This window comes from Mesorhizobium sp. XAP4, from assembly GCF_029269325.1.
In the GTDB taxonomy this organism is placed as follows: Bacteria; Pseudomonadota; Alphaproteobacteria; order Rhizobiales; family Rhizobiaceae; genus Mesorhizobium; species Mesorhizobium ciceri.
Genome location: NZ_JARIXW010000009.1, coordinates 1 through 17,296, shown reverse-complemented (window position 1 = coordinate 17,296; position 17,296 = coordinate 1). Strand labels below are relative to the sequence as shown.

At 60.8% G+C, this 17,296-nt stretch carries 19 protein-coding genes; 7 read left to right on the top strand and 12 right to left on the bottom strand.

Features of this window, described 5'->3' with window-relative positions:
• Positions 1–143: 143 nt before the first annotated feature.
• Positions 144–359, top strand: a complete 216-nt coding sequence (locus tag P3C39_RS29980; protein WP_013525381.1) for a DUF1858 domain-containing protein — start codon at positions 144–146, stop codon at positions 357–359.
• A gap of 2 nt (positions 360–361) precedes the next feature.
• Here the strand turns inward: P3C39_RS29980 and P3C39_RS29975 are convergent, their stop codons facing one another.
• Positions 362–1,063, bottom strand: a complete 702-nt coding sequence (locus P3C39_RS29975; protein WP_024505309.1) for a Crp/Fnr family transcriptional regulator — start codon at positions 1,061–1,063, stop codon at positions 362–364.
• A gap of 150 nt (positions 1,064–1,213) precedes the next feature.
• On the opposite strand from P3C39_RS29975, the gene P3C39_RS29970 reads away from it, so the two are divergent.
• The 3 genes from P3C39_RS29970 to P3C39_RS29960 all read left to right on the top strand — a co-directional run bounded on the left by P3C39_RS29970 (position 1,214) and on the right by P3C39_RS29960 (position 3,680).
• Positions 1,214–1,651 (top strand): pseudoazurin, encoded by a 438-nt coding sequence (locus P3C39_RS29970; RefSeq protein WP_013525383.1) that lies wholly within the window; start codon positions 1,214–1,216, stop codon positions 1,649–1,651.
• A 102-nt stretch (positions 1,652–1,753) separates the two neighbouring features.
• Positions 1,754–2,929: an NnrS family protein gene (locus tag P3C39_RS29965; RefSeq protein ID WP_013525384.1), complete on the top strand. Its 1,176-nt coding sequence runs from the start codon at positions 1,754–1,756 to the stop codon at positions 2,927–2,929.
• Positions 2,930–3,182: 253 nt separating this feature from the next.
• Positions 3,183–3,680: a cytochrome b gene (locus P3C39_RS29960; protein ID WP_275954895.1), complete on the top strand. Its 498-nt coding sequence runs from the start codon at positions 3,183–3,185 to the stop codon at positions 3,678–3,680.
• 56 nt (positions 3,681–3,736) lie between these two features.
• On the opposite strand, the gene P3C39_RS29955 is transcribed toward P3C39_RS29960, so the two are convergent.
• From P3C39_RS29955 to ccoN, 10 genes are all read right to left on the bottom strand, one after another.
• Complete coding sequence (locus tag P3C39_RS29955) at positions 3,737–4,606, bottom strand: SUMF1/EgtB/PvdO family nonheme iron enzyme (protein WP_013524993.1); 870 nt, start codon at positions 4,604–4,606, stop codon at positions 3,737–3,739.
• A 52-nt stretch (positions 4,607–4,658) separates the two neighbouring features.
• Positions 4,659–5,765 (bottom strand): copper-containing nitrite reductase, encoded by a 1,107-nt coding sequence (gene nirK, locus P3C39_RS29950; RefSeq protein ID WP_013524994.1) that lies wholly within the window; start codon positions 5,763–5,765, stop codon positions 4,659–4,661.
• A 183-nt stretch (positions 5,766–5,948) separates the two neighbouring features.
• Positions 5,949–6,104, bottom strand: a complete 156-nt coding sequence (gene ccoS / locus P3C39_RS29945) for a cbb3-type cytochrome oxidase assembly protein CcoS (protein WP_013524995.1) — start codon at positions 6,102–6,104, stop codon at positions 5,949–5,951.
• Positions 6,101–8,389, bottom strand: coding sequence for a cation-translocating P-type ATPase (locus tag P3C39_RS29940; protein WP_024505306.1), 2,289 nt, complete (start codon positions 8,387–8,389; stop codon positions 6,101–6,103). The genes ccoS and P3C39_RS29940 overlap by 4 nt, the downstream gene beginning before the upstream one ends.
• Positions 8,386–8,883 carry a FixH family protein gene (locus P3C39_RS29935; protein WP_013524997.1) on the bottom strand — a complete coding sequence of 166 codons (498 nt, stop codon included), beginning with the start codon at positions 8,881–8,883 and terminating at the stop codon, positions 8,386–8,388. Before P3C39_RS29935 ends, P3C39_RS29940 begins: the two co-directional genes overlap by 4 nt.
• A complete protein-coding gene (gene ccoG, locus P3C39_RS29930; protein WP_275954896.1) occupies positions 8,880–10,439 on the bottom strand; it encodes a cytochrome c oxidase accessory protein CcoG in 1,560 nt (519 codons plus the stop codon). The genes P3C39_RS29935 and ccoG overlap by 4 nt, the downstream gene beginning before the upstream one ends.
• A gap of 186 nt (positions 10,440–10,625) precedes the next feature.
• Positions 10,626–11,489 carry a cytochrome-c oxidase, cbb3-type subunit III gene (ccoP, locus tag P3C39_RS29925; RefSeq protein WP_275954897.1) on the bottom strand — a complete coding sequence of 288 codons (864 nt, stop codon included), beginning with the start codon at positions 11,487–11,489 and terminating at the stop codon, positions 10,626–10,628.
• Positions 11,490–11,491: 2 nt separating this feature from the next.
• Positions 11,492–11,641: a CcoQ/FixQ family Cbb3-type cytochrome c oxidase assembly chaperone gene (locus P3C39_RS29920; RefSeq protein ID WP_013525000.1), complete on the bottom strand. Its 150-nt coding sequence runs from the start codon at positions 11,639–11,641 to the stop codon at positions 11,492–11,494.
• A gap of 13 nt (positions 11,642–11,654) precedes the next feature.
• On the bottom strand, positions 11,655–12,386 hold the full coding sequence (ccoO, locus tag P3C39_RS29915) for a cytochrome-c oxidase, cbb3-type subunit II (protein WP_013525001.1): 732 nt from the start codon (positions 12,384–12,386) through the stop codon (positions 11,655–11,657).
• A gap of 11 nt (positions 12,387–12,397) precedes the next feature.
• Positions 12,398–14,008 (bottom strand): cytochrome-c oxidase, cbb3-type subunit I, encoded by a 1,611-nt coding sequence (gene ccoN, locus P3C39_RS29910; protein WP_013525002.1) that lies wholly within the window; start codon positions 14,006–14,008, stop codon positions 12,398–12,400.
• A 246-nt stretch (positions 14,009–14,254) separates the two neighbouring features.
• On the opposite strand from ccoN, the gene P3C39_RS29905 reads away from it, so the two are divergent.
• Positions 14,255–14,671, top strand: a complete 417-nt coding sequence (locus P3C39_RS29905) for a hemerythrin domain-containing protein (RefSeq protein WP_275954898.1) — start codon at positions 14,255–14,257, stop codon at positions 14,669–14,671.
• 52 nt (positions 14,672–14,723) lie between these two features.
• Here P3C39_RS29905 and P3C39_RS29900 read toward each other — a convergent pair whose 3' ends face one another.
• Entirely contained in the window at positions 14,724–15,452 is a 729-nt protein-coding gene (locus P3C39_RS29900; protein ID WP_275954899.1) for a Crp/Fnr family transcriptional regulator, read from the bottom strand.
• A 157-nt stretch (positions 15,453–15,609) separates the two neighbouring features.
• Between P3C39_RS29900 and hemN the strand changes: the two genes are divergently transcribed.
• Together hemN and P3C39_RS29890 are read left to right on the top strand one after the other, a co-directional pair.
• Entirely contained in the window at positions 15,610–16,959 is a 1,350-nt protein-coding gene (gene hemN / locus P3C39_RS29895) for an oxygen-independent coproporphyrinogen III oxidase (protein ID WP_275954900.1), read from the top strand.
• A gap of 63 nt (positions 16,960–17,022) precedes the next feature.
• Positions 17,023–17,296: pilus assembly protein TadG-related protein (locus P3C39_RS29890; protein WP_275954902.1), on the top strand; the 274-nt coding region annotated here is incomplete at its 3' end.

Here is a 17,296-nt window from a genome sequence, read left to right as displayed (position 1 = left end):
CCTCCTCAGATACTTTATCCCATTGCTTATCGAGGTCGCGCGCGCCGTGTCTTGATCTGAATCATTTTCAGATTGCGAAAGCGCAACGAGAGCGGTCCGAACGCGATTTATGAAGAGGCTTCGCAAATCGCGGAGACTTCATCGTGAAGCAACCCAGTTCGATTGACCCCGACATGGTCGTTGACGAAATCATGAGGAAATGGCCGGCAACGGTGGCTGTGGTGCTGAGATACAAGATGCTGTGCGTCGGCTGCCCGATCGGCACATTCCATACCGTGGCTGAAGCGTGCCTTGAACACCACGTCGATGAAAGCCGTTTCATCGCCGACCTGGAAGCGACTGTCCGCCGCAGAGAATGAGATCAGCGCTTGTCCCGGTTCTCGGCCAGAACTACAAGGCGGTGCGCATCCTTCACGGTGACCTTCTGGCGTCCGCTGACGATTATCCCATTGTCTTCCCACTTGCTGAGCAAGCGGCTGACGGTGTGCAGCGTCGTTCCCGTCATCTCGGCAATGTCCTGCCTGGAAATCGGGAAATCGATTTCGATGCCGCTGTCGGTCTTTCGGCCGGTCTGGTTTGCCAGTCGCAGAAGCGCATGCGCAACCCGCTGCTCCACCTGCTCGGTGGACATCTCCACGACCCGCGTCTGCGTCTCCTGCAGCCTGGTTCCAACCGTCCTGTATGTGGCCGCCCCAAACACTGGGAAGCATCCCGCCAGGTCCGGCCACAGAGCGTTTGGCCAGGCGAGCACCACGCAGTCCACCGCCGCAATTGCGCTGGCTGGGTAGGTCGTTCGGCCAAGTGCCGCGGCGACGCCAAAAATCTCGCCTTCGCTGATGTATCTGGCGATGACCTGTTGTCCGTCCGGTGTGGTGCGAACGACACGGATATGCCCGGCGATCAGCACGAAGAAGGAATGAGCCTCGGCTTCCTGCTCGAAGATCGCAGTCTCCTTGGCATAGCGAGACGACCGCGCATCCCGCAGGATCTCGCTCTGCTCGTCGGGCGTCAGACCCTGGAAGAGCGGCAGTCGCGAAATCAGCGATCGGTCCAGCGCAGCCAAGCGATTCCTCACGGCCCTACGGTTCCGCATCAGTCGTGCGGAAGACCTTTCTTATCCTGAGTTTGCGCCAGCGCAAATTGTTCCCAGCCGCGTCAGGCTAAATGGCATGGAACGGCGCAATGCCGCGAAGACGAAACAAAGGACAAATCGATGAAACTCTCCATCCTCGCCGCCGCAGTCTCTATCCTGGCGCTCGCCGGCGGCGCAAGCGCCGAAGAGCATATGGTGCAGATGCTCAACAAGGGCGAAAAGGGCGCCATGGTTTTCCAGCCTGCCTTCGTCAAGGCAGCCCCTGGCGACACCGTCAAGTTCGTGCCGACCGACAAGAGCCATGATGCCGAGTCAATCAAAGGCATGCTTCCAGACGGCGCCGAGCCCTTCAAGGGAAAGCCCAGCGAGGAAATCACCGTTACGCTGACAAAGGAGGGCGTTTACGGCGTCAAATGCGCGCCTCACTACGGCATGGGCATGGTCGCCCTGATCGTTGTCGGAAAGCCGGTCAATCTCGATGCCGCCAAGGCGGTCAAGCATCCCGGGAAGGCAAAGACGGTGTTCGCCGACCTGTTCACCCAGGTTCCGGTCAACTGATCGGCAATCGATACAGCCATGCCTGCCGCATGAGGGCAGGCGAGGGCCGGACGGACCGAGGGCGGCGGTTCATCCGGCCCTGTTCATTTGGAGACGCAAATCATGGGGATTCCACGCCTGCGGGCCTACACAGGACCCGCATTTCTTTCCTACGGATTCAGGCCCTTCTTCTTCCTCGGGTCGCTGTATGCCGCGCTCTCCATTCTGCTTTGGCTGCCGATATATGCCGGCGAAGTCGATGCCCACAGTGCGTTCGTTGCCGTCGACTGGCACATTCACGAGATGCTGTTCGGCTATCTGCCGGCGATCGTTACCGGGTTCCTGCTGACCGCCATCCCCAATTGGACTGGCCGGCTGCCCGTACAAGGCTTGCCACTGCTGGCGCTGGTCGTCCTGTGGCTTGCCGGGCGCGCCGCTGTCTACTTCTCGACCGACATCGGCTGGCAAGCAGCCGCGGTGATCGATGGCTCATTTCTGTTTGTGGTGGCTGCCGCCGCCGCCCGCGAAATCATCGCCGGACGCAACTGGCGCAACCTCAAGGTGCTGCTGCCGCTTGTCGTGATGGCGTGCGCCAACGGCATGTTCCATATCGAGGCGCACCTTCAAGGCACATCCGACATCAGCCGCAGGCTCGGTATGGCTGCGGGGATCGTACTCATCTCGCTGATCGGTGGGCGTATCATTCCGAGCTTCACACGCAACTGGCTCGCCCGGGAAAATCCTGGCAAGCTGCCTGCACCGTTCGGCCGTTTTGACATCGCATCGATAGCCATCTCAGCTATCGCGCTGGGAGCGTGGACGTTCGCCCCCCACAACCGCGTCTCAGGAATGCTTATGGCCGTCGCTGCAATCTGCCAGGTGTGGCGTCTGTCGCGCTGGGCTGGCGAACGCACATTGCGGGATCCGCTCGTGCTCATCCTCCACCTTGCATATGCTTTCGTGCCCGTCGGTTTTGCGTTGGTTTCGGCGTCGATCCTTTTGCCCGCAATCGTACCGGTCGCTGCCGGGCTGCATGCGTTCGGCGTCGGCGCCGTCGGGTCAATGACGGTCGCAGTGATGGCCCGCGCCACGCTTGGCCATACCGGCCGGCAACTACGGGCCGGACTGCAAACCATTGTTGTCTTCGCGGCGATCCTGATCGCTGCCTTGTCACGAATCCTTGCGGTTTTTCTCCCTAAGGACGCGATCGTCAATGTCGCCGGCGTTGCATGGGTTCTGGCCTTTGCTGGCTTTCTCCTAGCCTACGGCGTGGCCTTGACGACGCCGAAGGCCAAGTAGCGATCTGAGGGGATGATGTGACGCTGCCCCACAAGCTCAGACAACTGTGAGGCTAAAACTATAATCCGGACGAGGGACGTGGCCGGTGCCTCCACGAGGCGAGGGCCGCGGACGGCTGTTCGACGTCCCCATCGCCTTACAAATGCGTAAGGTTGCAGCCACAATTCCGGGAGGATTCGAGCCAAATTATGTCGATGTTCCCTGGCTATTCAGTATCGCGATCACGCAGCTGTTAAACGTCAGGAAAAATCAAATGACGGAAACCAGAATTGGCTACTCAACTTCCCAGATTGCGCTTCAATGGATCATAGCTGCGCTGGTGTTATTCCAACTGTTCTTTGGCGAGAGCATGACAACCGTGGTCGATGCTGCCGAAGATGGAGCCGCCGTCTCGTCAGCCGATCAGGCATTGGGCTCTGCCCATTACTGGATAGGAATTTCGACCCTGGCACTCGTGCTGATCCGGTTGCTAATGCGTGTAGTTTCCGGTGCGCCTGAGCCTGCAGAAAGCGGACCTGGCTGGATGCGGATCGCCGCACGTGGTTCACACGGCCTTTTCTATCTGCTCTTGCTTTTAACGCCCATTGTGGGACTGCTCGCTTTCTACATTGGCGACCCATGGGGCGACATCCATTCCCTCAACAAGCCAGTGTTTGTCGTCCTGATTTCGGTCCATGCCGTGGCGGCACTGTTCCACCAGTACTGGCTTCGCGATGGCACACTGAAGCGGATGCTGTCGCCCGGTCGATAAGCGGGTCCGTCACGTTTGTAGCCGCCGCCGATACTAAGATCCGACGGCGCTGACGGTCAGATTATTCTCAGGTGAGAGAGCAGATCGCTCGCCCAGCCAGAGCGGTCTCGCACCAGCCTGAATCCCAGATTGTCGGGAGGCGTACCGACGGCACAGCCTCCGCTTTTTCCGTCACTGACGAAGTTCGACATGTAGGCTCTGTGAAGCCCTTCAAGGACGTGGACACCGCAATTGTCGACCGAACTCGCAACACCGCTTCCATCCGCAGCCAACGTGGTGCGGACATAGCAGGTCGAAGTCCACTCCCAGACGTTGCCAGAAAAGTCGGCAAGGCCCAGGGAATTGAAACCAAACGAGCCACGGCTCTTGGGCATCGGGTCCGGTTTGCGATTGAGGTCCACCTCGGCCTTGTAGCTGGTGAGCCATCGTCTGGCGGGGTTGGTGGCGTCGTTTTCGACACCCTCGAATTCGCCTGCGAACCGCTCAGCAGCGGCAAAGGCCCACTCTTCGTCGGATGGCAGTCGCCATTGGTCGCCGGTCACTTCCGAATACCACCGGGCGTAGGCATTCGCATCGAGATAGCTTACTCCGGTGACGGGAGCTTTGCTTGGGATCGCGCGCGTCTCCTGAGCTGGCTGACAGCCGCCAGCCGACACGCAGTCCGCATAGTCGGCCGCGCCGACCTGGTAGGCCATGATTTCGAGAGGTCTGTCGAGTTGCCGCTCGAGGCGGGGGTTGCCTTGCGGGCGTCCCTCTTTCAGGAACTCGCCCGGAGTCGGATAGATGATCGAACCGGAAAGCAAGACAACCGTCATAGCGATGGGGTGGGATTGTCGATCTCCAAAGACCGCCTCTAGCGAGAGCCCTACCGGAACAGCAGCGGCGGCCAGGGCGACCGGCAGGACCTTCAGGATGAAAAGAGACATGGCTTTTGTCCTTGCCCGGACAGCGGCGCCGTCCGGGCATTTTCGAGTGCCGTCAGTTGGTGGCTATGGGTTTGGGCGCCTCGACCTGCGTCATCAGGTCGGCATCCCACTCGCCTTCGACCATGAAGTGAGCGGTCGCTCCGAGTTCCACGGCCTCAATCAGATTGTGATTCACGTAGGCGTAGACACCTGGCTGCAGGAACGTATACAGCGCCGAGCCCGCCGAGCCGCCACGGATGAACCAGGTTTCCAGGTCCTTGGCCGGCGGGTTGGCGAATTTGCCCTGTTCCCAGACATAGTCGCCGTGACCGCCTATCAGATGCGGCCGGGTATCGCGGTTGGCCTGTGAATGGACGATCAACACGGTCTCGCCGACTTTCGCCTTCATGGCGTTGTCGCCGGTCAGGGAACCTACCTTGCCGTTGAACAAGACATGCGTCGGGATCAGCCCGCGCATGACCTTGACGATGTCATCGTAACCGTCGCCGGCAGATTCGTAGCTCTTGAAATTGCCCTTCTCGTCGCGCGGAATATAGAAGTCGTTCTCGCCGATGTAGAAGATCTTGTCGTATCTGGCCGGCTCGCCCTTGTCGTTCCTGAGCCCATCGCGCGGCAACACCATGATTGCGCCGCTCATGCCGGAGACGACATGCCAAGGGATCATCGCGCCGCCAGGTGCGCAGTGGTAGACGAACGTTCCCGTCCGCGTCGCCTTGAAGCGCAAGGTCACCTGTTCGCCGGGATTGATCAGCGTGAGACCGCCACCACCCAGAGCGCCAGTCGCGGCGTGGAAGTCGATGTTGTGGGCGAGTGAGTTGGTGTCGGGATTGATGAGCGTCAGCTCGAGATAGTCGTCCTGATGAACGACCATCAGCGGGCCGGGGATCGAGCCGTTGTAGGTCATCGCATTGAGCGTCGTGCCGTCGGCGTCGATGACAAGAGGCTTTTCCTCGATCGTGATGGTGAACTCGACGATCTTGGGTCCACCCTTGGCGACCTGATCGTGCGGATGGACGAACGGCGGTGCCACGAGCTTGATCTTTTCGCGGGCGAGCCCTCGAATGTCCGCCTTTGTCACAGGTGCCGAAAATGCAGGTAGTGCTGCCACGGCGGCAGCGCCGATCGCTGCCCCGAACAGAGCTTCACGTCGCGTGATCATGTCAGTCTCCTATCTCTCAACCGTTGCGGATGAGCAGAACCTAGCTGACCTGACGCAGCGTTTCTTTGCGCTGGCGCAAATTGGTGGAGTTCATTTTGGAGACCTAAGATTCTCGGACACCGATCTGGCGCGTCATAGTCAAGGTGGAGACGGTCGTGGTCCGGTTATTTTGCCAGCACTTCGCTATCTGCCGATCTTGTCTTCCCGATCGATAAGGATCCGCTCGGCGGCGCCGTCGAGATCTTCGTACTGGCCACTCTTCAAAGCCCACAGGAACCCCCCCAGGCCAAGCGCGCCAAGAAAGAGGGCCACAGGTATGAGGTAGGCAAGGGTTGTCATGAGGATTGGGCCAATTTGGTGATATCGGAACGCCTGTCGCGCCGAACATTTTTCACCGGCGAACTTGGCCTGGAACTCTGCAGACGCAGCGCATTTCCGATCACGAGCAGCGATGAAGCGGACATGGCGATCGCTGCGATAAGAGGCGTGACGTGGCCCAGGATGGCGATCGGCACGGCGACGGCATTGTAGACGATCGCAATCGCGATGTTCTGGCGGATCAGGTGTCCCGCCTTGCGCGAGACATCCAGCGCGAGAGGCACAGCCAGAAGGCTTTCGCGCAGGAATACGAAGTCGGCCGCATTGCGGCCAATGTCGGCGGCGGTGGCCGGTGCGATCGAGACATGCGCCGCGCTCAGTGCAGGCGTGTCGTTGAGGCCGTCACCAACCATCAGAACCTTGTGTCCGTCTTTCGCCAGGGTCTCGATGCGCTCGACCTTGCCGGATGGCAACAGGCACGGAACGAAGTCCTCGATACCCAGCATCTCGGCGGCTTCACCGCAGGCACCCGCAGTATCGCCCGACAGCATCTGCACCGACACCCCGGCGTCGCTCAATAGCTTGATCGCCAAGCCGGCGTCGGCGCGCAGCGCATCCTCGAAATTGAAGGTCGCGACAATGAGCCCGTCTTTTGTCAGCACCGTTCCGCCATAGCCATGTTTGCCTTCACCACCGGTCCGGGCCTTCCATCCAGCCCATCCGCGTCGACCTAGCCGCCAAGTGCTTCCGGCGTCGGTGGCTTCGATGCCAAACCCTGGATGCTCGGTCACGGTATCGAATTTGTGCCGCGCGCCAGGAGCGGCAAAGCCGGCTATGGCCCTTGAAAACGGATGGCGGGAATGCGCGGCCATGTCTCCCGCGACTGCCAGCATGCCCGGATCCATCGAGCCCGCATTGACCAGCCGGGGCTGGCCGAGCGTGAGGGTCCCGGTCTTGTCGAACACTGCTGTATCAATCGTCGCCAGGCGCTCCATGGCCGAACCGTCCTTGACCATGATGCCGTTCTCGAACAGGCGCCGCGCGGCGACCACCTGCACGATCGGCACGGCGAGGCCGAGCGCGCACGGGCAGGTGATGATCAGAACGGCAATGGCGATGGTTGTCGCCCGGTGCCAGTCGCCCGTCGCCGCCATCCAGCCAAGGAAAGTCACGAAGGCGGTGAGATGAACCACCGGAGCATAGAGCGCTGAAACGCGATCGGCGATCCGGCGATAATGCGCGCGACCGCCCTCAGCGGCTTCCATGAGCCGAACCATTTCCGCCAGAAACGAATCTTTCGCGGCGGCTGTCGCCTCAATCGTCAGCGGGCCGGTCAGGTTGAGGACTCCAGCCTGTACGGCTTCGCCTGGCGCTACGCTTCGGGGCGTGCTCTCGCCCGAGACAAGCGAACAGTCCAGGTCCGACGTCCCTCGAGAGACCTTGCCGTCGACGGGTATCCTTTCACCGGCTGCGATCAACAGCAGCATGCCGGGTTCGATCTCGCCAACCGGCAGATAGTCGCGTGCGCCGTCGCCGCGCAGCACCATGGCGCCACGTACGGCCAACTGGGACAGGCCTTTCACGGCGGTCCGGGCACGTTCGCGCATCACGTGATCCAACGTGCGGCCGATCAACAGGAAGAACAGCAGCGACACCGACGCATCGAAATAGGCGTGGTCGCCATGGTTGATCGTCTCGTAGAGGCTCATGGCGTAGGCGAGGGACACCCCGACCGCGATCGGCACGTCCATGTTCATGCGGCCGTGACGCAGCGCGTTCCAGGCCGAGCGGAAGAAGATGCCGCCCGCGAAGGCAAGTGCCGGGATCGCGATCAGCGCCGAGAGCCAATGAAACAGGTCCCGCGTTGCGCCTTCGGCGCCAGACCAGACCGACACTGAAAGCAGCATGATGTTGCCCGCCGCAAAGCCGGCGACAGCAACGGCGCGGATCAGCTCCGAAAGCGTTTTGTCCTTGTTGTCGACCTCGGGGTCGAACAGATGCGCCTCGTAGCCTAGCCGTCCCAGCGCGGCGACGAACGGTGGCACCTGGTTTCCACGCCAGCGGACCGCGACCCGCTTCGTCGACAGGTTGACCCGAGTGCTCTCCACTTGATCGAGCATTCCCAATGCCGTCTCGATCGCCTCGATGCAGGCCGCGCAATGAACCGTGGGGACTGAAAGATCGGTCTGGCGGAGATCATCGCCGAGCGATCGGCTCGCCAGCCTGATCTCCTGGCTGGACGGCAGGACCGATCCGGTGTTGACCAGATCAAGCGCCATTTCGGCGCCCGGTGCACAACAACTCATTGCAGCGCTCCATTGGAAATCATGATCCTGCGGACGTCGCGATACGGCTTTTCCAGACCGGCGTCGGCGTCGACTTCCACAATCCAGACGCCGTCCTTCGGCATGTGCTGGGCTGCGAATTCCTGGTCCGAGGCGGGCGCGAGGATGACCGACTTGTCCTCTTTCTCGTAGGCGGGATGGCGAAACAGCACCTTGACGCCATGCAAGGGAACCGGCTTGCCGGCGGCGTCGGTGAGGCCATAGCGAACTTCGCCCCATGCGATGGTCAGCCTGCCGGTCCAGCCAAGGGCTGCTTGCGCGCGACCCTCCTCGGCCTTCTTGTTGAATTGCTGGCTCGCCACATAGGTGTTCTCGACGACAAGGCCGGTCCAACTGGTGTTGGCGAGCGTGGCCATCGTCAGATTGACCGCGATGACCACGCCGAAGAAGGCAAGGATGGTGAACAGCATGTGCCTGCCGGTGAATTCGCGGGTTTTTTCAGCGTTAGCGGTCATCTGGCGATCTCCGGCGCGTTGAAGGTGGCGGTGTATTCGTCCGCCTCGAAGCTCGACTTGTCCTCGACACGGAACGTGAAGGTTTGCGCTGCGCCACGGATTTGGTCGGCCGGCTGGCGCACGAAGACCTTCAGCATTTTCAGGCGATCGGGCTCGACCGGGATGGCAAAGGAGCGACCCGCCTTGATGTCGTCCCCGACCACGCTCATTTCGCCTCCTTGCAAGCCCTGCATGGTGACAACAATGATCCGCGGCTCGGGGATCATGTTGAGCAGTTTGACGGTGTAGCCGTTGCGGATCGAGCCGTCGGACAACGGTACGAATTGCGGATTGCGGTCGTGCAGCACATTGACTTCGAGCCTGTCGCGCGTCAGCAGCGAATAGAGCAGACCCAGGCCGATCAGCGACCACAGACCCATGTAGACGTAGGTGCGTGGCCGGAAGATCTTGCTGACATGGAAATGCGCCACCTTGTCGGAGAACAGGCCATCAGCGGTCCTGACCAGCGACGGGTTGACTGAACTGGAGCCGCCCGCGGTCGCCAGCATCATGTTGGCGTTGTAATCGGAGAGCGTTGCGTAGGAAATCAGTCCGCGTTCCCTGCCGAGCTTGCCCATGACGCCGTCGCAGGCGTCGATGCAAAGCGCGCAGGTGATGCATTCGAGCTGCTGGCCGTCGCGAATGTCGATCCCCATCGGGCAGACCGCGACACAGGCATTGCAGTCGACGCAGTCGCCGACCGACTGTCCCGCGGCTTGCACCTTCTTGGCATGACGCGAACGCGGTTCGCCGCGCCAGTCATTGTAGGTGACGGTGAGCGAACTTTCGTCGAGCATGGCCGCCTGGATGCGTGGCCATGGGCACATGTAGGTGCAGACCTGTTCGCGCATCAGCCCGCCGAACGTATAGGTCGTGGCCGTCAGCACGGCGACGGTGATGTAGGCAACGGGTGCCGCGGTGCCGGTAAAGAGTTCGCCAACCAGCGTCGGCGCATCGGCAAAATAGAAGATCCAGGCGCCGCCCGTCGCCGCCCCTATGCCCAGCCAGATGGCGTGTTTCGATGCCCGCAGCGCAAGCTTGCGGGCGGTCCATGGGCCGGCATCGAGTTTCATGCGTGCGTTGCGATCACCCTCGATGGCGCGCTCGACGACCAGAAACAGATCGACCCATACAGTCTGCGGACATGTATAGCCGCACCAGGCGCGACCGATAGTCGACGTGATCAGGAAAAGACCGACGCCGGCCATGATCAGAAGGCCGGCCACATAGTAGAATTCCTGCGGCCAGATCTCGATGAAGAAGAAGTAGAAGCGCCGGTTGGCGAGATCGAGCAGCACGGCCTGGTCCGGGGCGAACGGGCCACGGTCCCATCGCAACCACGGTGTCAGGTAGTAGATACCGAGTGTGATCGCCATCACCAGCCACTTGAACCGACGAAAGTTCCCTGTTGCCCGTTTCGGGAATATCTTCTTGCGCGCGGCATACATCGGCTGGCGCACCTTGGCGGAATTGGCCGCTTCGGCTTCGAGCCGCTCTACCTGCGTATTGTCCAGCACATGCATCTCCACTCGCGCAGGCGACAATCTGCCCATGCCCAGGCTGCCAGCGTAGGCAAGTCTTGGCGCGGGGCGGGGGCAGGCGCGTTGATGCAAGTCAATTACCGGTGCCGAATACAGGTCGAGGCCCGGCATGGCCGGGCCTCGTCGCTTGGCTGGCGAAGGGTGGGAACAGGTCCCCGCTTCCTATTCCCCACCACCAAGCGAATGGATATAGACGGCGAGTTCCTTGACCTTGGTCTCGCCCAGGCGTGCGCCCCAGGCCGGCATGACGCCCTGTTTTGGCGCACGGACCTGTGCGGCGATGGCTGTCTCACCGGATCCATAGAGCCAGATCGAATCGGTCAGGTCGGGCGCCCCGAGCTCCTTGTTGCCTTTTGCATTGTCGCCATGACAGGCCACGCAATTTTCAGCAAAGACCTTGGCGCCGGGCTCGACGAGGCCGGCATGCTGGACCTTTCCCGACAGGCTGGCGACATAGGTGCCGACCTGAGCGATCTGGTCAGCGGTTATGATGTCGCCAAAGGCAGGCATTTCCGACAGGCGCGTGTCCGGATCGGACGCGAAGCGGATGCCGTGCGTAATCGTCTGCTGGATCTGCTCGGCCTTGCCGCCCCACAGCCAGTCGTCGTCGTTGAGATTGGGAAAGCCCTTGGAACCTTGGGCGCCGGAGCCATGGCATTGTACGCAATTGACCTTGAAGGCGGCACCACCGGCCGCGATTGCGAATTCGCGCAGGCCATCGTCCGCGGCGATCTCCGAGACGCTCTTGGACGCCACCGCCGAGATGTATTTGCCCTTGGCGGCTTCAGCCGCAGTCAGCTCGTTCCTGACTTCGTTGCGGCTGGAATAGCCGAGCAAACCCTTCGTCGCCGAGTGCAGCAGGGGCCATGCCGGATAGGCGATGGTGTAGCCGATGGCCCAGACAATGGTGATGTAAAACGTGATGACCCACCATCTGGGAAGCGGGTTGTTCAGTTCCCGGATGCCATCCCATTCGTGGCCGGTGGTCGAGACGCCGGAGATTTCATCGATATGCTCGTCGCTCATGATCACTCGTCCTCAAGGGGAATCCGGGCAGCTTCGTCGGCCAGCTTGCGGCTGCCGGGGCGGAGCGCGAAGGCAGTCGCGCCGACAAAGAAAAGCGCCATGGCGACCAGGCCCCAGCTGTCGGCAAACTCTCGCATCAAATTGTAATCCATGGGTAGAACTCCCTCAGCGATAGCCCGCGGCTTCGTCGTAGTTCTTGAAATCGACCAGCGTGCCGAGCATCTGGAGATAAGCGACAAGGGCATCCATTTCGGTGACCTGTTGCGGGTTGCCGTCGAAGTCGCCGATCTTGGCTTTGGGGTAGCGGGCTTCGAGGCCGGACGTGTCGGCGTTGGGATCGGCTTGCGCCATCAGGTCGGCATTGGCGCGGGCGATCATGTCATCGCTGTAGGGGACACCGACACGCCTGTTGGCAACCAGATGCGTCGAGAAGTCCTCCACCTCGATCGGCGTGTCTTTGAGGAACGCGTAGCTCGGCATGATCGATTCCGGCACCACCGAACGCGGATCCGTGAGATGCTCGACATGCCACAGATTCGAGTAGCGGTCGCCAACTCTGGCGAGGTCCGGCCCGGTACGCTTCGATCCCCACTGGAAAGGATGATCGTACATCGACTCGGCAGCCAGGCTGTAGTGACCGTAGCGCTCGACTTCGTCGCGGAACGGCCTGATCATCTGGCTGTGGCAGAGGTAGCAGCCCTCGCGCACATAGATGTTGCGCCCGACAAGTTCGAGCGGCGAATAGGGGCGCATGCCTTCCACCTTCTCGATCGTGTTGTCGAGATAGAAGAGCGGTGCGATCTCGACGATGCCGCCGACGGTCACCACAAGAAGAGAGCCAACGAGAAGAAGCGTGGCGTTCTTCTCGATGAGTGCGTGTCTGTCCATCAAGCCCATTGTCTGGCTCCTTATTCGGCAGGCTGAAGGGCGGGAACAGAGCCGGGCATCGGCTCCTCCTCGCGCTGGTATCCGAGGATGGTCATGGCGATGTTCCAGGCCATGATCAGGGCGCCGGAGAGATACATTGCCCCGCCAATGGCGCGCATGAGATAGTAGGGATGCATGGCGGCCACGGTTTCGGCGAAGGAATAGACCAGGAAACCCTGCTCGTCGTATTCACGCCACATCAGGCCCTGCATGACGCCGGAAACCCACATGACGGCGGCGTAGACGACGATCCCCAGGGTCGCCAGCCAGAAGTGCCAGGTGACGAGCCTCAGCGAGTAGAGCCGCTCACGGTTCCAGAGCTTCGGCACCATGAAGTAGATTGCGCCGAACGAGATCATGCCGACCCAGCCGAGCGCACCGGAGTGCACGTGGCCAATGGTCCAGTCGGTGTAATGCGACAGCGAGTTGACCGTCTTGATCGACATCATCGGACCTTCGAAGGTCGACATGCCGTAGAAGGCGATGGCCATCACCATCATACGGATGATGGGGTCTGTGCGCAGCTTGTCCCAGGCGCCGGACAGCGTCATCAGGCCGTTGATCATGCCACCCCATGACGGCATCCACAGCATGATCGAGAACACCATGCCGAGCGTCTGCGCCCAATCGGGCAGGGCGGTGTAGTGCAGGTGATGCGGCCCGGCCCAGATGTAGAGAAAGATGATCGCCCAGAAATGGATGATCGACAGCCGATAGGAATAGACCGGCCGGTTCGCCTGCTTGGGCACGAAGTAATACATCATGCCGAGGAAGCCGGCAGTGAGGAAGAAGCCGACGGCGTTGTGGCCATACCACCATTGCGTCAGGGCGTCCTGGACCCCGGAAAAGGCGGAGTAACTCTTTGAGCCCAGGAACGAGGCCGGCATCGACAGGTTGTTGATCACATGCAGCATCGCGATGGTCACGATGAAGGAGAGGTAAAACCAGTTGGCGACGTAGATGTGCGGTTCCTTGCGCTTGAAGATCGTGCCGAGGAACAAGATGAGATAGGCGACCCAGACGATGGTCAGCCAGATGTCCACGTACCATTCGGGTTCGGCGTATTCCCGGCTCTCGGTGATGCCGAGCAGATAGCCGGTCGCGGCCATGACAATGAAAAGCTGGTAACCCCAGAACACGAACCAGGCGAGATCGCCGCCGAACAGGCGCGCGCGACAGGTGCGTTGCACGACGTACAATGACGTGCAAAGCAATGCGTTGCCGCCGAATGCGAAGACCACTCCGGACGTATGCAGCGGCCGCAAACGGCCGAAGTTGAACCAGGGCTGGATGTTGAGATCGGGGTAGGCAAGCTGCAGCGCGATGACCACGCCGACAAGCATGCCGACGACACCCCAGAACATGGTGGCGATGGCGCCGTAGCGGATTGGACCATCCATGTAAGCGGATGGGTCAATCGGAGCGGCCACCTCGAAATTCGTGTTGCGGATGAGGATGGCGACAAAACCAAGCAACACAAAAAACAGCACCCACATATGCTGTCGAAAGGGCTGGTCCACGCCGAAGCCCGCGGCCACCAGGGCTGCAAATGTGAAAAGGCTCAAAACGAAGATTTGCGTGCCGAACTTCATGAGCTATCCCCGACCTCGGATTCCGATGCGCGGACGCCAATCCGCATAGACACCAATTCAGCAGTCGCGTTGTCGCCGCCTTGATCCATGTCAAAGCCCAGCCCCTTCTGAGTGGGCAGCGTGGTCTTGCACTCGGAGGCCGCCCTTGAGCCGGAAGAAGGGGCTGGGATCGTCGCTGTTCGAAGCAGGCGATGAAAATCCCGCACCGACTGATCGATCCAGCAGGGAAGTGGTCCAGCCGCGGTGATGAAGCGCGCGCACAGGGAAAAGCTGCAGCTCTGCGACGCCCTGGAAAGAATGGCGGGCGCCTTGCCCGGCGTCGATCGCCTGGAGTGTCTCGGCGCGGCCAACGCGATCGTTCCGCTGCTGCGCAACATTGATCAATACGAAGAGACGGTCATCTTTCCCGCCTACGGGGATGCCGTGGTCAGCAGCAATGCGAACCTTGCCTCAACCCGGCGATTGCGGGCCGAACATATGGAAGACGAATGCGTTGGCGGTGAGGTGACCGAAATTCTGCTGGCCATCGGTCATGGCGAGGCGGTCGAAAACCCCGAAGCCCTCGGGTTCATGTTGCGCGGCCTGTTCGAGAATCTGCGCCGGCACATCGTGTTTGAACGCGAGCATGTCCTGCCGATGATCGGGATCGTCGATCGAGACTAGAGTTGACGCAATTCCGGACGGAAAACTGTTTCAGCCTTTTCCTGGAATTACTCTAGGCTCCGGAGCGGCTCGCCAACCGGGCAAGGCTGTCCACAGTCACATGGCGGTTGTTGTCGATCCGGATCACGCCGTCTGTCCGCAGCCGGGTCAACTGGCGGCTCACCGTCTCGATTGTCAGGCCGAGGAAATCGGCGATGTCGGCACGTGTGAGAGGCAGTTCGAAGCTCGTCGGATTGGTGTTTGGATCGAGCGTGGGATCGATGTTTCTGGCAATCATCAGCAGAAAGCTCGCCACTTTTTCCGCAGCGGTCTTGCGTCCCAGCGTGACCATCCAGTCGCGTGCATCGTCGAGTTCGTTCAGCGTCTGCTTGAGCAGGCGGTGCTCGAGATCCGGCGACTCCCTCATCATCCTTTCGACGGAAGCCCTTGGAAACGAACACAGGGAGACGGCCGTTGCCGCTTCCGCGTTGATCACGCTTTCCACCTTGAACGGCCGTCCCAGAAAATCGGGGGCAAACTGAAGCCCGACAATCTGCTGGCGCCCGTCCGAAAGGCTCTTCGTCAGCTTCACGACGCCGGAAAGCACGTTGGAATAGCTGTCGACGGTTTCGGCGTCGCCCATCAGTTCTGACCCCGGTTCAACGGTGTGCGTTGACGAGGTCTTGGCGAGCCCGACCAATTGATCGGGATCAAGGGCACCGCAAATGCCGCGATGCCTTGCCTCGCAGGATTGGCAAAGCACGGGAATACCGGCACTATGAACATCCTGACGCACTGTCATCACGATCGTCCGAGGATCCAGGGTATCGGCAAGATAAGCATCGGCCATTGAAAAAGCCTTGTGGCAGTTTGTCCGGTGCAAAGGCTTTGACCGAAATCAAGGTATCGGCGTGCCGTTGCGGTCATTTTCCGGGCCATGCAACCACAGGAATGGCGAGATGCGACCGGAACTAGCTGCCAGACTTGGCGAGAACGTGCCGCGCTACACGAGCTATCCGACCGCGCCGCATTTCCATCCGGGGGTCGATGCCACTATCTGTCGAGGCTGGCTGGAGGCGCTGGAGAACGGCGACGAGATTTCACTCTATCTGCATATTCCCTACTGCGACAGACTCTGCTGGTTCTGTGCCTGCCACACCAAGCAAACACGTCACTATGAGCCGGTAACTGCCTATCTCCGCTCGTTGCACGCCGAGATCGCCACCGTTGCCCGTATTGTCGGCGGCAAGGCTGGCGTGCGCGCCGTCCACTTCGGTGGCGGCTCTCCGACGATGCTGAAGTCCGAGGACATGGTGGTGCTGGGGAAAGCATTGCGGTCCAGCTTCGATTTCCTTCCGGACGCCAAGATCAGCGTCGAAATCGATCCCAATGATATGGACGACGCCCGTCTTGATGCGCTGGCCGAGATCGGCATGACCCGGGCGAGCCTCGGCGTCCAGGACTTTGACCTGAAGGTACAAAAGGCAATTAACCGCGAGCAAAGCTTTTTGCAGACCAAAGCGGTCATCGATGGCGTTCGTTCGCGCGGCGTCGAATCGGTCAATCTGGACCTGCTCTACGGCTTGCCGCACCAGACCAGGGAGAGCGTCTCCTCAACCGTCGCGCAGGCACTGACCCTGGAACCGGATCGGATGGCGTTGTTTGGCTACGCGCATGTACCCTGGTTCAAGAAGCATCAGACGATGATCGACGAGGCATGGTTGCCTGGTCCGGCACAGCGCCTTGCTCAATCACAACTGGCCGCGTGTCTTATGCTGAACGCGGGGTATGAGCCCGTCGGCTTCGACCATTTCGCCAAGCCCAACGATGCGTTGGCTGTAGCGGCCCGAACCGGCTGCTTGCGCCGGAATTTCCAAGGCTATACCGAGGATCGCTGCGAAACCTTGATCGGCCTCGGCCCATCGTCCATCAGTCAATTTCGCCAAGGCTATGTGCAGAATATGCCATCGAACACGGAGTATGGACGCATGGTCTCAGACGGTGGGCTGGCGGCTGTCCGCGGCATCGCGCTTTCCGACGACGACCGCGTCCGCGGCTGGATCATCGAGAGGCTGATGTGTGATTTCGCCTTCTCAGCCATCGAGCTGGTGGAGCGTTTTGGCAAAGCCGGCCAGAGGCTTCTGCTGAAGGCAAGTTCCACGGCCCTTCATGATCCGGCGCGGTTGCTTGAACTTGATGGTGACCGCTTCGTCGTGCCGGCGGAAAGCCGGCCCTTTGTCAGAAGCGTCGCAGCGAAGTTCGACAAATATCTTGAAACCGGCAAAGCCAGGCACTCGGTGGCGGTCTGAGCCGCTCAGAAATGCTCCCACGTCTGAATTGTACACCGGTTCGCGCGTTCCCATGACGGTTCGATGGCCCCGTTGTTTGTTTTCATGCTGGCGCCCATCATCACCGCCATCGGGTTCTCGGTCGACTATACCAGGGCGGTCCAGACCCGGTCCAACGAGCAGCAGGCGCTGGATGCCGCGGTCCTATCGATCACCGGTATGGACACAACCTCAACGTTGGCGCAGCGCCAGACTATGCTGCAGAATACCTTCATCGCCAACCATGGCCTGGGTACCCCGACACTGAACAGCTTTGTGGTTTCCGCCAATGGCACCGCCACCGCGCAGGCCATGGCAA